Raw genomic sequence first — 14926 nt, 5'->3', positions numbered from 1 at the left:
GTTGTCCACCACCCATCATCACTGTGGAAACTGCCATACAATCATTTTCATTTCCGTCATTTCTTCGATCGCATACCGCGGGCCTTCGCGGCCGATGCCGCTATTTTTCACGCCGCCGTACGGCCAGTGATCCAACCGGAAATTCGAGGTGCCGTTAATAACGACCCCACCAACTTCCAGCGCTTCGGCGACTTGATAAACAACATCCATTCGATTCGTAAACAGCCCCGCCTGCAGACCAAAAGCAGAATCGTTCGTCTCTGCGATCGCCTCCTCCATCGTCCGGTATGGGATAATGCTGACAACCGGGCCGAACACTTCCTCACAAACGACTTTGCTTTGTTTCGGCGGGTTAAAGAGCACTGTCGGTTCCACCGTCGCCCCGCGCCGTTTTCCACCGCAGACAAGCGTCGCGCCGCCCGCGATGGCCTCATCGATCCAATCCATCACCCGATCCGCCGCCCGTTCATCGACCATGCAGCCGACATCGGTGTCCGGCAGAAGTGGATCACCAACTTTCAACGCTTCGACTTCCTGTTTAAGCAAGTCGGTAAACGTCTCGACGACCGACTCATGTACGTAAATGCGCTGGACAGAAATGCAGCTTTGCCCGGAGTTGCTGTAGCCAGTTTTGGCGCAAAGCGCGGCTGCTCGTTTAAGGTCGGCATCTTCGTGAACAATCGTCGCCGCATTGCCGCCAAGTTCAAGCAGCACTTTTTTCATGCCAGCTAGCGCGCAGATGTGGCGGCTCGCTACCACGCCGCCGGTAAACGAAATGACATTGACGCGGTCATCTTTGACGATTTGCTGCCCGACTTCCGCACCGCCGAGCACCATGTTGATGGCGCGCGGCGGAAGACCGGCCTCAAGCATCAGCTTCAACAATTCCGCTGCAATGAGCGGCGTCTGCGGCGCCGGTTTTAACACAACGGTGTTGCCTGCCGCAAAGGCTGGGCCGATTTTATGGCAAATTAAGTTCAGTGGGGCGTTAAACGGCGTAATCGCCGCCACCACACCAACTGGCACGCGGAAGGTGAGCGCCACCGCCTTCGTCCCGCGCGCCGAGGCATCACCAGGGATCGTTTCCCCAAACAGCCGTTTCGCTTCTTCGGCCGACTGCTCGAGCGTTTCAATGGAGCGGGACACTTCATCCAATGTATTTTTGAGCGGTTTGCCGAGCTCTTCCGAAATATAGCGGGCAAACGTTTCTTTCCGCTCCTCAAGCAGCATCGATGCCTTTTTTAAAATGCGCGCCCGTTCATAGGCTGGAATGCCAGCTACTTCTTTTTTCGCCGCAAACGCCGCAGCTAAAGCGTTTTCGACATCGTTGGGCGTCGCCAGTTGCTGTTCACCAATGACTTCCCCAGTATACGGGTTTTTCACCGGCTCCACCGCGCGGTTGTCTTCCACCCATGTTCCATTAATGTACAGTTGCGCCTTTCTCACGTTCATCACCTACTTTTCAAAATGACGTCTCTCCGGCCCAGTGTAGCGGACTAAATCACTCCGGTTCGGGCACGGCCCTTTGATCAGCACGCCGTTTTGCCATTCTTCAAACGCATGAGCGACAATGCCCATTCCCCGCGACAAAGCAAACACACCCTTCGCCGCTGCAGCCGGCACGCCGAGCTCGCACTGGATCGCGGCCGCCACCCCGTCGATATTCATCGTCATCCGCTTCCCTTTCGTCTTCTCTAAATGAGAACGGTACGCTTCGGCGATCGCTAAATACCGTCCGCTGATTTCTCCTTCTTCCACCAGTTCGCCAGCTAATGCATACAGCCGTCTGACGCGCGGATCGTCATCATGGAGCTGATGGCCAAATCCAGGCAGCTTCTGCCCTTCCCGCCGAAACTGTTCAAACCGTTCACTGACCACGGTGCTGATCGCGTCGTCTCCACCGCGAGCTTCAATCTGCCCGTTCGTTTCATAAAATAGCGCCATCGCTTTCTCTACCGCTCCCCCGTGTACATCGCCAAGCACGTTAATGCCGGTCGCGACGCACGAGTTGAAGGAAATACCGCATGTCGCCGCCATGCGGGCTGCCGCAATCGATGGCGCGCGCGGGCCATGATCCGCCCCGGCGACGAGGACGCTTTCCCATAATTTCGCTTTTTTCTCGCTCAATATCTCGCCGCATAATAGGAGATAAAGCATTTGCGTATACGAGACGTTGCCGATCAGTTCTTCGATTGGATAACCACGAACGAGAATTTCATTTTTGCGAACGTCGCTGATCGACGTTTCCCACCATGCCGCCCCATCGGCATACATATCGAGGGCGCTTCGTTGTTTCATGGCTAGACTGTCCCTCCTTCTGAGCGTTGACGAGCCACCCGTCTATTAGATCGATCTAAAAACACCAGAAACTTATATTTAGATCGATCTAAACCAAGGCTTGCTGATGATTGCTGACGATTAGATCGATCTAGATAAGAGCTAGGCTTACTTTCTCTTGCTCTCGCGCCGGTCTTCCCTCGATCACTCGAAGTGAAATCTATTTTCTTTTAGATCGATCTAACGTCAAACCATTGAAACTTATAAAAAAATTCAGTATCTTCATCTTCATTATAGCCACCACTGAAAACGTTGTCAACGATGAAATAACATTTCAGCGACCATCGCGACACCAATCCCTGCCGCCATATAAGCGATCGCAAAACCGATATTCCATCTCCCGATGCGGTACGGATTGGCACCAAGCTCATCGGCCAACAGCGAAACGGAAATATTGTACGGGCTGTACATCACCGTGGACAAGCTGCAACAAATGAGCACAATCGACAGCGGCACCGCCGGAACGAGCGCCACAATGGGCTTTAACAGCGGCATCAGCAGCGTTAAACTGACTAGCGGATGGAACCCAACGAACGATGTAACGAAAAAGTAAGCGGCAATCATAGCATACAGCCAGACGGCATGTTCCGCTCCCGCGCGAAACCATCCTTCGAGCACGGCAAGGAGCGAGGACTGGGACAGCATCTCCACAAACAACCCAGCTCCTAAAAACATGAAAAAGTAGTTGGCCAGTCCTTCCGTTCTCTCTTTCCAATGACGAAGTGCCATCGTCCCATACCGTTTCAACCGACGCGTGAGCAGCGCCCACCCGAAACAAAACGGAACAAGCAACAGAACGACCGAAAACAAAAAGCCTTTGCCAAGCCAGTGTTGCACCAAGGAGACGAGCACCGTAAACACGACGAGCACCGCAAGCAACTGGGTGGCTTTTTTGCCAACTGAAACAACCGTTTCCCCATTCGCCTCCCCATTGTCAGCCAACGGATCGTTGCGATACGAAACACCTGCCACTCCCCAATCGATCAGTGCCATCGTCACTGCTAAAAGCAACAAAAACAGCGCGACCTCATAATAACGCACACCGGTGAAGTCAATGGTCGTGCTGATCATCACTTCCATCGGACTCCATGTTAGACAAAGCGCATACGCCCGCAACAAATTCCGCACGTAAAACGTCTCGGCCTTCCGTCTGTCCCAATTCTGCAGCGCTGCCCGCAACGAACGGACAAGAAGCGGGATGGTCGCAATATTTAAAAACAGTCCAAGCAAATGACAGACACTGAAACTGCGCCGATATAACGATGCGGCACGCCCTGTTTTCCATTGCAGCCATTGGCTTAAACTTTGATCGTACCGCCCGACGCGAATGAGCGTGTTCATAAACGGCAGGACGAAAAACAGCGCCAATAGCCCTAACACCCGCTCAAAATGAAGGACAAACGTCGACCACGAATCGCCATAATAAAGAAACAGGCAGACCCCCAACACGAAAAAAACGATCCCTGACACCGCATACACCCCCCGAGCGTAAAACGCCGAAACGGCCAGTGCCAAAACAGCCGCACCCCCCATCACATAGCGGATCACCACTGCATCAACAAACTGAGTGACGATATACAACACCACCACCGCTGTATACAACGGTACCCGCAGTGTTCCAATCATGCGCTTTAGATTCCTTCCTTCCATGATCACTCACCTCTCTCCAATCATAAACCGGCTTTCTTCCGCAAGACAAGACAGACTTTTCCTTACTTTCATCCCCCGCATGTTCATTTCCTCCAAACAAAAAAACACCTAGGAAAACGGCAACATCGCCCTTCCTAGGTGTTTCTATAGACTAAACCGCCGAAAAAGAGGCCATTTTGCCCCCCTCATCCCCCTAAAAAATAAAATGCGATTATGTAAACTTGTGCAGATGACCAACATCGTCAACCGTCCAACCCGTTGATCCATCCACCTAATTTTTCGATAACCGAAAGAAAAAGAAGCTTGCACACCCCTGCCGTTTTTCCGGCCATTTTGGGGTGTGCAAACCGGAGAGCCGCCGACCGTTCACCGCCGCACAAGCACCCGCTCAAGCCCCGCCGCCACCCCGTCTTCCTCATGGGAAAGGGTGACGAAATCACAATTCGCTTTCAATTCGGGGGCGGCGTTGGCCATGGCGACGCGGCAGCCCGCCACCTCAAACATCGACAAATCGTTATGACTGTCGCCAAAGACGACCGTATCACGCACATCGATGCCGTAATGAGCGGCGAGCTGCTTGAGCGCTTCCCCTTTCGTCGCCCGTTCGTTGTTCATCTCAATGTTGTGCAGATGCGACGAGGTGACCGTGACGCCGGGGAGCTGGGCAAAACGGGACGCCGCATCAAGAAGCCGCTCGCGGTCAATGGCGAAAATGAGCAGTTTGTATAACGTGAGTTGCAGGTCGTCCCACACGGTGCGGATGTCATCGACGTATGTCACCCGCGCTTGTTGGAACTGTTTGTTCACCAACCATTTCACCTCTGGCGCCGCCTCGGCCATCTCCGAAGCAAGCGCCTCCCACTGGGCGCGGTTGTGCAAACCGACATACACCGCATCACCCGTGTACGTCTCACAATACAAGTCCGCCTGTTCGCGCACCCAATCAAGCGTCGGGCGTACCGTTGTCCGCTCAAGCGGCGCCTCGCTGATGACGGTGCCGTCTTCCAGCGTTACGATCGCCCCGTTTAAGCTGGCGATCGGGCAGACGAGGCCTGCTTCACGAAGCGGGGCGAGCGCATCTTTGCGCGCCCGCCCGGTCACGACGGCGACGATGTGGCCTCGCGCTTGCGCCGCAGCGATGGCCGCCCGGTTGCGCTCGCTGATTTTTCCTTCCCCGTTTAATAGAGTGCCATCCATATCTAAGGCAATAAGCATAGATCCATCCCTCTCTTTCGCTGTTCTCCACACCGCTGCCCGTAAACCAGCAGCTGGCTTTCCACTGAAGCCGTCCTCTTAGCCGTTCCCCCTATTATAACAAAACGATGGCAGACACGTGAAATCTTCCCGCTTTTCATAGTATAATAGATGAGAAAAATTCTCAACGAAAGCGAAGGGATAGGCATGTGGATCGTATACGCCTTGTTGGCGGCAGTGTTTGCGGCGCTGACGTCGGTGCTGGCGAAAATCGGGATTGAAAACGTCAATTCGAACTTGGCGACCGCTATTCGCACCGCGGTTGTGCTTGTCCTTGCCTGGGGCATCGTTTGGATGACCGGCGCCCATCACGGCATGAAAGCCATTTCTGCGAAAAGCTGGTGGTTTTTATGTTTGTCCGGAGCGGCGACCGGATTATCGTGGCTTTGTTTTTACAAAGCGATCCAAATCGGCGATGTGTCCCGCGTCTCGGCCATTGACAAATCGAGCTTGGTGCTGACGATTTTGTTTGCGGCGATGTTTCTTGGCGAACCACTGTCCGCGAAGGTGGTGATTGGGGTGCTGCTCATTACCGCGGGGACGTTGGTTATGATGTTGTAGCCGGCCGCTATCCTAGGCGGCTGGCCTGCTTCTGACCGTTTTCTGCCATTCGGCAATACGCTGATCCGCAAATGAATCCATAGCGCCAGCTGCACATTAGCGCCCGGCTAGCTCAACTGTCGCCAACAATCATGCCGACCATGGGTCCGCTTTCATGTTACCGGCAATCCAAAAGCAAGAACGGTTCTTCTGTTCATCCGATTGTATCTAGCACCACGAGTTTGCATAACATCCCCATAATTAAATTGACGGAACAAACCAAAAGATGATATCATGAACTGAATGAACCAAAAACCCGTTTCGCCTTCCCACCTATGAGATACAGAAAACGGCACTTTGGGGATCAATTTGAATAAACGTTCTTCGTTGCGATAGATGGTGAGTGGAAAGGAAGGCTGCACCGCTGCTGATCGGACGGAGAGTGACCGAAAGGAGATATGGAATGAACGATTTTCACCCGTTTGGTTGGTATGCGGCGAAAATTTCCCCGCATTTGCCGAAAAAAGCGTTTCAGCCTGTGAAATCCCGTCTGTTTGGAGGTTTGGCTTATTTGTTGGTGGTCACTGGCGGCATCCTCGCTGTGTCCCTTTTCCACTTTCACCCGATATGGAACCTCCTCATTTCCGTTGTGCTCGGTTTCAGCTTTGCGGCGTTAGGATTTTTAGGCCATGAAATTTTGCACGGCACAGTCGTCAAAACGCCATGGCTGCGCGATCTTCTCGGAGCGATCGCCTTTTGGCCGCTTTGCACCGGGCCGAAGCTATGGCGAAAATGGCATAACGCCACCCACCATGTTCATACCCAGCATGAGGAAAAAGACCCTGACGCCTGGCCAAGCATGGAGAAATTAGCGAAAAGCCGCCTGCTCTCTTGGGTATACCGCATCCCGTTTCCGATTCGCGCTTTTTTCGCTTTTAGCTCTTTGTCCATGATGTTTACTCTTCACTCGATCCGGATGCTGTTTTACTTTTTCAAAGACTTTCGCCGGAAGAACCGCGCGGTTGTCCTGTTTCAATTTTTCTTGCCGTGGGCCACATGGCTCGGACTGTTATGGCTTGTCGGCTGGGAAAAATGGTTTTTCGCCTTTTTGCTTCCGCTGCTTGTCGCCAACTCGATCGTCATGAGCTATATCTCAACAAACCACCGTCTCAATCCGTTAGTGCCGATCAACGATCCGTTGGCCAACAGCTTGTCGGTCACCGTGCCGAAGTGGGTGGATGTTCTCCACTTCCATTTCTCGTATCATACCGAACATCATCTCTTTCCGGCGATGAGTTCAAAATACTATCCGCTCGTGAAAGAACAGATCAAACAAATGTGGCCGGACCGCTACCATGAAATGCCGATGACAAAAGCACTCGTTGCCCTTTGGAAAACGCCGCGCATCTACTACGAGCAACACGAACTCATCGAACCGAAGCAAGGTCATGTGTATGGCACGCTTGGCAACGGACTCGATCCCGATGAGATTGTGCCCCGCAAGCGGGAAGAAAACGCCCAAACACTGCTGACGACGCGGCAGGCAAAATGGAAAAAAGCGTCCGGAGCAGGCAAGGCATAAAAACTGTGCACCAAACGATGTGTCATCAGCGGAAGCGGCAGCGCTCGATTCCCTTGCGTCCGCCGCAGGGGAAAGCGATGGCGGGCGCAGGCCGATCTGCAAGGAGAAGAGGTTGGCCCAAAAGACCGTTGTATGTGGCCGAGGCGCAAGATACAGTGTTTCTTGGCGGAGTGGATGCACATAGGCAGTGAAAAGGAGGGGGGCTCACCGCTTTGTGAGACCCCCTCCTTCTCTTTTCCCACTTGCCTACATCACGCAGCCGGTCCAACCATGAACGGGTTCATTTGCCGAGGGAAGCCGTCGGTTTCTGTTTCCCGTTCCATCAGCGGCACCGATCGATGCAAGCGGTCAACCGCTTTTCGATGTCGGCCGCCACCTGTTCGAGCGCTGGTTCGCTGACCATGCCAACAAGCATCGTCGGCTTCGGCATGCCGATTTTCGTGACCCCGTTTTCTTCGTAGACAACGATTTTACACGGCAAAAAATAACCGACTAAGAGATTTTCATTTAACACCCGCGCCGCTTCTTGCGGGTTGCACACTTCGAAAATGACCATCGGCGTGGAAAAATCGAGCCCTTTCTCTTGCAGCTTCTCAGTGACGCTGAACCGCCAGAGCACACCAAACCCTTCTTGTTTCAAGCTTTCTTCCAAACGCTCGATCGTTTCATTCATGCCCGTTGACACGTCAACCGTGTAATGGAACATCGCTCATTCTTCCCTTCATGGATATTTTCTCACTGTTTATCATGCCCAAATGGATCTGTAGAAAACAAAAGGCGAAATATGATCCGTTTTCGCCTTCACACATATCGTTTTCCGTCGTTCATCGTCTTTCCATCGATCCACTCATAAAATATCCACCCATATTTTCACCGCTGTTGCCAAAATCAATACCGCCAAGATCACTTGCAACACTTTCGTGTTCATCTTTTGCCCCGCTTTCGCCCCTAATGGAGAGGCAAGCAAGCTCGCGACGACCATGATGAGTGCTGGGATGTAATCGACTTGACCCGTAGTGATTTTCCCGAACGTCGAGCCGATCGAGGAGATGAACGTCACCGCCAAGGAAGTAGCGATTGTCATTCGCGTCGGGATTTTCAGGACAACGAGCATGACCGGCACAAGCAAAAACGCCCCCGCCGCCCCGACGATGCCGGACCCGACGCCGATCAAAAACGCCAAGACGGCCGCCAGCCATTTGTTGAATGTCACTTGGTCAAGCGGGATGTCATCAATCCCTTTTTTCGGCACAAACATCATGATCGCCGCCAATGCCGCCAAGATGCCGTAAACAACGTTAATCGTTCCCTCGCTCATCAGCTTCGAGCCATAGCCACCGACGAAACTGCCGATTAAAATGCTTGCCCCCATATACAAAATGAGCGATTTGTTCAAGTAGCCGCCCTTCCGATACGCCCACACGCCGCCGATCGTCGCGAAAAACACTTGCACGGCGCTGATCCCCGACACTTCATGGGCGCTGAACGCCGCCAGTCCAAACAACGGCGGGAGGTATAAAAGCATCGGATATTTAATAATGGACCCGCCAATGCCGACCATGCCCGAAATAAAGGAGCCGATAAAGCCGATCAAAAAGATGACAATGATAAACTGAAGCGATATATCCATCCTTCACTCCTCCTCTCTTGATCTTCATTGAAAAACAAGGGGGATCTGTTCGGCGCATCCCCCTCTACCTAGGCAACCGCTCATTAAGCATGAGTATGATGCAGCGCGCAGCGGTTCGGACCGATCTCAAGCTCCCGCTGCATTTCGATATCAACGGTTTTGAGCCCACGGTTGATGGCGACAATGTCTTCAAAGTTCGGCGGGGTTTCCGTTTTGGCGCTTTGGATGACAAGATCGATAAATTCGTCTTTTGGTTTGTTTTGCATCATCTCATTGCGGGCGCGGATGCGGCCTAACGCATCGCCGACATACCCCTCCGCGTTGATTTCTTCGTCTAAGTTCGCGTAGTGCGCCGGCAAGACGATGACATCATCAGCCATGGCTGTGACTTTTTCATATACGGTGTGATACAAATCTTCCGCCCATTCGGCCACTTTGCCGCCGAGGTCCGGACGTCCGAGACCGCCGACAAAGATGGTGTCACCCGAGAACAACCATTTGCCGTTGACGAAGAACGAGACGCTGCCTGGCGTATGGCCTGGTGTTTTCACCGCCAACACTTCTAAATGAACATTGGCAAAATCGATCGTTTCGTGCTGCTCAAGCGGCTTGAAGTCGAACACCGCCCCTTCGCTTTTCATCAAGTAGTACGCCGCTCCCGTTCGTTCGGCCAGCGCCTTGCCGCCGGATAAGTGGTCGGCATGCAAGTGTGAGTCTACGATATGGGTGATGTTCACACCTTCTTGTGCTGCCACTTGTTCGTACACGTCGATAAACCGCAGCGGGTCAACGACGAGCGCTTCGCTTCCGGAGATGACCATATACGACAAGCAACCTTTGCCGACGCGGATGAATTGGTAAATTTTCAACTGATCATCCTCATATACTTTCGCTTGATGGAGATGCTCGCTCCACGCTTGCATTCCGCCAACAAGCGTATAGACGTTGTCAAACCCGGCTTCTGTCAGCTGTTCTGCGACAAACGCCGCTGATCCTCCTTTTGCGCACACCACAACGATGTCTTTGTCTTTTGGAAGATGATCGATCACCGAATCAACGCCATCAATCAATTCAAAATACGGCACATTCAAATACGCAAAATTCTCCCCTTCAATTTTCCAATCGCGAAAATCGCTTTCGTTGCGGACATCAAGAATGAACAACGATTCTTTGTTCAGTACTTTTTCTGTCATTTGTTGTACAGTCATTTCTTTCACCACGTTCATATACCCCCTGGTGTATATTAATTTGTTGAAAAAGGCCGCTCAATTATGATTGAGCGGTATCAAGCGGCCCGTTCCATTGCGACATGCCTGGAACAACGTTGCGCACACGGTCAAACCCGTTTTCAGCTAGCTTTTGCGCGGCCAAATCGCTCCGTGTCCCTGTGCGGCACACGACGTAAATCGTTTTGTCTTTCGGAAGCTCAGCCATCCGATTCTCGAGCTCCCCAAGCGGAATCGAAACAGCGCCCGGAATATGGCCAAACGCATACTCCGCCGGTTCGCGGACATCCAAGACGAACGAATCCAGATCGTGAAGTTTTTCTTGCAATTGCTCATTCGATACGACATGGGGGAATGTCGTTTCTTTGCGTGTTTCATGTTCCGCTGACTTGCGGATATAATGTTTCAACACCCCATTTTCTTCAATCGTTCCTAAATATTGATGCCCTGTGCTTTCCGCCCACGCTTTGATATCGGCTTTGGACCCCTTATCCGTCGCCTGCACTTCCAGCACTTGGCCTGGCTGCAGCTCACCGATGGCCTTTTTCGTGCGAACGATCGGCATCGGGCAGGACAGTCCTTTCGCATCGACGGTCATATCCACTTTGATCATTTGACTGATTCCCTCCCTATGGTTTATTCGACAGGCCCTTCCCAAGCTAGCATGCCGCCTGTCATGTTGACGACGCGGTAACCGTGGCTGTCAAGAAATTCCGCAGCGCGGCCGCTCCGTCCGCCGGAACGGCAGACAAGAATATATTCTTCATTTTTGTCCAATTCATGCATGCGGAACTCAATCAAACCGAGCGGAATGTTGACCGCTTCCGGAATTTTTCCTGCAGCCACTTCATCCGGCTCGCGCACGTCAATGATTCGAATTGGCTCTCCGGCGCGAAGCCGTTCTTCTACCTCTTTTGGCGTGATGGTTTTCATCGTCATCCTCCTCTACTGCCAGGCGTTTAAGCCGCCTTTGACGTTCGTTACGTGCTGAAATCCCATTTTCTTTAACAATTTGCTTGCTTTTTGGCTTCGCATCCCGCTTTGGCAAATGACAACCACTTCTTTTTCTTTCGATAGTTCACGAGCGCGTGCAGCCAATTCGTGCAGCGGGATGTTGCGAAAGCCCGGCAAGTGAAAAGAGCGAAACTCCATTGGAGTGCGCACGTCAATATATTGCACGCCAGATTGTTTCAGCCGCCGCTTTAACTCCGCCGTTGTGATCATCTCTACTCCTTTCGGCGGAATGAAACGACTAGCGAGAAACCAAGCAAGCAAAACGAACAACACGATGTTGATGATGGTTTGCGACATACCATTCCCTCATTTTAAATAAATAAGTTCACATTTCCTTCCGAAGCATCAGCCAAATACGCAGCCACCCCTGCAAACTCAATGCCGTCAATCAATTCTTCCGGCTTCAGCCCCAGCAAATCGACCGTCATTTGACAGGCGACAAGCTTCACACCCTGCTCTTTCGCCATCTCGATCAACTGCGGAAGCGGCATGGCGTTATGCTTTTTGATCACCTTTTTGATCAGCTTTGGGCCGATGCCAGCAAAATTCATGCGCGACAGTCCCATGCGGTCGGCGCCACGCGGCATCATTTTGGCGAACATCTTTTCCAGAACCCCTTTTTGCACGGGAACGGGCGCCTCTTTCCGCAAGGCATTCAGCCCCCAAAACGTATGGAAAATCGTCACGTCATGATCATAAGCTGCGGCGCCGTTGGCGATGATGTAAGCCGCCATCGCCTTATCATAGTCGCCGCTAAACAAAATGATCGTCGTCTTTTTCTTCGGCTGTGTCATCTTGCTGCCTCCTTTCCTTTATACCTGTATAGATATAAACATGTGCACACATTATCCTTTTTGGATCCAGAACATCAATACACCGTTGTCTTCTTTCATATCAAGCACCGTATGGCCACTCGCTTTTGCCCATGCCGGCAAATCGTTTTTCGCCCCTTTATCGGTCGTATGCACTTCGAGCACTTGACCCGATTGCAATTCGTCCATCGCTTTTTTCGCTCTTACCACCGGCATCGGGCAAGCCAATCCTTTTGCATCCAATACTTTTGCTACATTCATCATTGATGACCTCCTTGGTTAGATAAAGTTTATTACCATTACCCCTATGGGTATATTACTACAAGAAAAAGAACGTTGTCAACATTTTTTTTGTTGATCAACGCATTAACGGCTTTTTACCAATAGTTCGACGGCTTCTTTGACAAGATGGTCTGCGCTTTCTCCTTTTTCCATGCTTTCACGCAGGCAATGTTCCAAATTGGTGCTGACGATGACGGCAATGGCGCGATCAATGGCATTGCGCGCCGCCGACAGCTGGGAAACGACGCTCTTGCAGTCTTTGCCTTGTTCCATCATGCCGAGGACGCCTTTAATTTGTCCTTCAATCCGTTTTAAGCGGTTTTTGATTTCTTTGTTATATTCCATCGGCTCGTTCGCCTCCTTTCTTGACAATCACAAGCCGCAATCGAATAACTTTTCACCTCATAGCCATAGCGACGCAACAATCGGATGCCGACGTTTTTTTCGATGTCATCCCGAGCGATGATATGAAGCGGCTTTGGCGGAATATGCCGCGCATGCCGTTTCAAATACGCCACCGGAATATGCAACGCTTGACCAAATATAGAGCCGTTGCTTTCATTATAATCGCGCAAGTCGATAAGAAGCAAGCCGTCCGGCACCTCTTCTACCGGAAGGCATGGGATATGTTTGACAGGATAGTAGCGTCGATACAACGCTGCACCTAAAAGAATAAGAAGAAATAACCAACTGCTGACAGTCAACGGTTCACCCCCTCTATTCACCATATGCACGATCATTATATACCCTATGCGGTATAATGGCAATAGGAAATATTTTCCTCGACAATTGGTTATTCCCAGCGAATCAACAGACCATAGACAGCTGGATGAAAATGAACCAACTTCACGTTGCCCGCCTTTTGCTTCACATAGGAAAACAGTTCGTCCGACGGAATTCGCTCATGAAGCGGCGGCCCCATTTCGCTTTCTATCGCTTCCCATTCGATCAACAGAAACTGCCCATTTGGCCTCATCACGCGGCGAATTTCGTCAATGGCAGCTTCTTTTCGTTCCACTTCATGAAAGACGAACGCCATGATCCCTTTGTCCACCGAATGAGAAGGAAAGGCGGTCGAGGCGACATCCGCCACCCGATATTCGATGTTGGTAATCGCTAGTTTCTCGGCTCGCTGTTTTAACAATTCTATCATTTCCGGCTGCACATCGACCGCGTACACTTTTCCGTTTGTCGCCTGCGCGAGAGGAATCGTAAAATAGCCATTCCCAGCGCCAAGATCGATGACCGTGTCATCCGGTTTCACGGACAACATCGAAATGGCCTGCTGCGGGTCGATCCATTCCTTGCGCTTCGAATCCAATAATCGTTCAGCGTGTTCATAATGAAAACGATGCCCTGTCATCCTTTTTCCCCCTATTCCTCACTTCAATTTTATTATACTCTTACTCTTAAAGAGATGAAAAAAGCCGGCATTGGAAAACGCCGGCTTTCTCTCTTTACCGAACGGCGCAACGGTTTGGACCGATTTCCATCTCCCGCTGTTCGTCTTCCGTCGGATGCAGCTTTCCCATATTCGTCTGACGAATTTCCTGATAAGCGTTCGGTTGCGGCGGCAAATTTTCTGTCACGGTACGGCGAAACTCTTCGTCACTAGAAATATTCAGCCCATGATTTTTCTTATACAGAACCCCCAACCGTTCCGCCACACTGCCATCCTTATTCATTTCATTCGGCCCCATATAGTGCGCCGGCAATACAATCAAATCATCTGCAAGCTGTTTGTAACGTCGGTAAAGCGTCTCCCGCAGATCGCTCACCCAGTCTTGCGCTTTCCCTGCCAAATCTGGACGTCCGATCGAATCAACAAACAAAATATCGCCGGTTAATAAATATTGATCGTCTACGATAAACGATGTACTGCCAATCGTATGCCCCGGTGAATACAACGCTTCAATCACGACATGGCCGACGCGGATGCGGTCGCCATCTTGAATCGGTGTGTAGGCAAACGTCACCTCTTCCGCGTCTTTCGGCGGCAAATAATACGTCGCGCCCAGTTCTTCCGCCAACTTGCGCCCGCCAGAAATATGGTCGGCATGCAAATGCGTGTCAAGCACATGCTTGATTGTAATGCCGTGTTCGTTCGCAAAACGGACATAAGCGTCAGTCATGCGATTCGTATCGATCAACGCTCCCTCGCCGTTCGATTCGACGAGATATGAGAGACACCCTTTGCCAAGGCGGACAAATTGGTAAATCGTTCCACCACTTTTCAACTCGCCAATTTTCACTGGTTCCAAATGCTCGCTCCACGCCTTCATGCCACCTTCGATCGAATAAGCGTCCGTATAGCCCGCCCCTTCCAACTGTTCGGCCACAAACTCCGACGAACCGCCCTTCGCACAAACGGCATAAATCGTTTTGTTTTTCTCTTTTGGCAAACGGTCCAAATATGGTTCAATGCCATCCAACACTTCAAAATACGGAATGTTGACGACTTCGACTCCTTTTCCTTCAATACGCCAATCAGCAAAATCTTCGGGATTGCGGGCGTCGACAATGAACAGCTCCTCACCGCGAATGATCTTATTGGCGATCTCTTTGACCGAAATCGTTTTTGCCAACGATATCCCCTCCT

At 51.5% G+C, this 14926-nt stretch carries 18 protein-coding genes; 2 read left to right on the top strand and 16 right to left on the bottom strand.

Annotated elements, in window-relative coordinates; translation table 11 throughout:
• Positions 1-18 precede the first annotated feature (18 nt).
• The 4 genes from IC803_RS06625 to IC803_RS06610 all read right to left on the bottom strand — a co-directional run bounded on the left by IC803_RS06625 (position 19) and on the right by IC803_RS06610 (position 5202).
• Positions 19-1452, bottom strand: a complete 1434-nt coding sequence (locus tag IC803_RS06625) for an aldehyde dehydrogenase family protein (RefSeq protein WP_081210060.1) — start codon at positions 1450-1452, stop codon at positions 19-21.
• A 3-nt stretch (positions 1453-1455) separates the two neighbouring features.
• Positions 1456-2298 (bottom strand): citryl-CoA lyase, encoded by an 843-nt coding sequence (locus IC803_RS06620; protein WP_081210062.1) that lies wholly within the window; start codon positions 2296-2298, stop codon positions 1456-1458.
• Between the two features lie 294 nt (positions 2299-2592).
• A complete protein-coding gene (locus IC803_RS06615) occupies positions 2593-3963 on the bottom strand; it encodes a hypothetical protein (RefSeq protein WP_223812032.1) in 1371 nt (456 codons plus the stop codon).
• Positions 3964-4353: 390 nt separating this feature from the next.
• A complete protein-coding gene (locus tag IC803_RS06610) occupies positions 4354-5202 on the bottom strand; it encodes a Cof-type HAD-IIB family hydrolase (protein ID WP_081210066.1) in 849 nt (282 codons plus the stop codon).
• A 186-nt stretch (positions 5203-5388) separates the two neighbouring features.
• On the opposite strand from IC803_RS06610, the gene IC803_RS06605 reads away from it, so the two are divergent.
• Positions 5389-5802 carry an EamA family transporter gene (locus IC803_RS06605; RefSeq protein ID WP_081210068.1) on the top strand — a complete coding sequence of 138 codons (414 nt, stop codon included), beginning with the start codon at positions 5389-5391 and terminating at the stop codon, positions 5800-5802.
• Positions 5803-6244: 442 nt separating this feature from the next.
• Positions 6245-7363 carry a Delta(10) desaturase DesB gene (locus IC803_RS06600; protein ID WP_081210070.1) on the top strand — a complete coding sequence of 373 codons (1119 nt, stop codon included), beginning with the start codon at positions 6245-6247 and terminating at the stop codon, positions 7361-7363.
• Between the two features lie 322 nt (positions 7364-7685).
• Here the strand turns inward: IC803_RS06600 and IC803_RS06595 are convergent, their stop codons facing one another.
• The 12 genes from IC803_RS06595 to IC803_RS06540 form a co-directional block, all read right to left on the bottom strand.
• Complete coding sequence (locus IC803_RS06595) at positions 7686-8069, bottom strand: DUF302 domain-containing protein (protein WP_081210072.1); 384 nt, start codon at positions 8067-8069, stop codon at positions 7686-7688.
• Positions 8070-8210: 141 nt separating this feature from the next.
• Positions 8211-8993, bottom strand: coding sequence for a sulfite exporter TauE/SafE family protein (locus IC803_RS06590; protein ID WP_081210074.1), 783 nt, complete (start codon positions 8991-8993; stop codon positions 8211-8213).
• Positions 8994-9076: 83 nt separating this feature from the next.
• A complete protein-coding gene (locus tag IC803_RS06585; RefSeq protein WP_081210076.1) occupies positions 9077-10213 on the bottom strand; it encodes an MBL fold metallo-hydrolase in 1137 nt (378 codons plus the stop codon).
• 49 nt (positions 10214-10262) lie between these two features.
• Positions 10263-10832: a sulfurtransferase TusA family protein gene (locus IC803_RS06580; RefSeq protein ID WP_081210078.1), complete on the bottom strand. Its 570-nt coding sequence runs from the start codon at positions 10830-10832 to the stop codon at positions 10263-10265.
• A gap of 23 nt (positions 10833-10855) precedes the next feature.
• Positions 10856-11152: a rhodanese-like domain-containing protein gene (locus IC803_RS06575; protein ID WP_081210080.1), complete on the bottom strand. Its 297-nt coding sequence runs from the start codon at positions 11150-11152 to the stop codon at positions 10856-10858.
• Between the two features lie 12 nt (positions 11153-11164).
• Complete coding sequence (locus IC803_RS06570) at positions 11165-11530, bottom strand: rhodanese-like domain-containing protein (protein WP_081210083.1); 366 nt, start codon at positions 11528-11530, stop codon at positions 11165-11167.
• A gap of 14 nt (positions 11531-11544) precedes the next feature.
• Complete coding sequence (locus IC803_RS06565) at positions 11545-12027, bottom strand: DsrE/DsrF/DrsH-like family protein (protein WP_081210085.1); 483 nt, start codon at positions 12025-12027, stop codon at positions 11545-11547.
• Positions 12028-12078: 51 nt separating this feature from the next.
• The gene (locus tag IC803_RS06560; RefSeq protein WP_011231556.1) at positions 12079-12306 is read right to left on the bottom strand and encodes a sulfurtransferase TusA family protein; all 228 of its coding nucleotides are present in this window, start codon (positions 12304-12306) and stop codon (positions 12079-12081) included.
• Positions 12307-12411: 105 nt separating this feature from the next.
• On the bottom strand, positions 12412-12672 hold the full coding sequence (locus tag IC803_RS06555) for a metal-sensitive transcriptional regulator (RefSeq protein ID WP_081210087.1): 261 nt from the start codon (positions 12670-12672) through the stop codon (positions 12412-12414).
• Positions 12639-13031, bottom strand: a complete 393-nt coding sequence (locus IC803_RS06550) for a rhodanese-like domain-containing protein (RefSeq protein WP_081210089.1) — start codon at positions 13029-13031, stop codon at positions 12639-12641. Before IC803_RS06550 ends, IC803_RS06555 begins: the two co-directional genes overlap by 34 nt.
• 89 nt (positions 13032-13120) lie before the next feature.
• On the bottom strand, positions 13121-13690 hold the full coding sequence (locus IC803_RS06545; RefSeq protein WP_081210091.1) for a class I SAM-dependent methyltransferase: 570 nt from the start codon (positions 13688-13690) through the stop codon (positions 13121-13123).
• Positions 13691-13784: 94 nt separating this feature from the next.
• Positions 13785-14912: an MBL fold metallo-hydrolase gene (locus tag IC803_RS06540; RefSeq protein WP_081210093.1), complete on the bottom strand. Its 1128-nt coding sequence runs from the start codon at positions 14910-14912 to the stop codon at positions 13785-13787.
• Positions 14913-14926: the final 14 nt, after the last annotated feature.

The organism is Geobacillus sp. 46C-IIa (genome assembly GCF_014679505.1).
Lineage (GTDB): Bacteria > Bacillota > Bacilli > Bacillales > Anoxybacillaceae > Geobacillus.
This window is presented reverse-complemented; position numbering and strand designations above follow the sequence as displayed.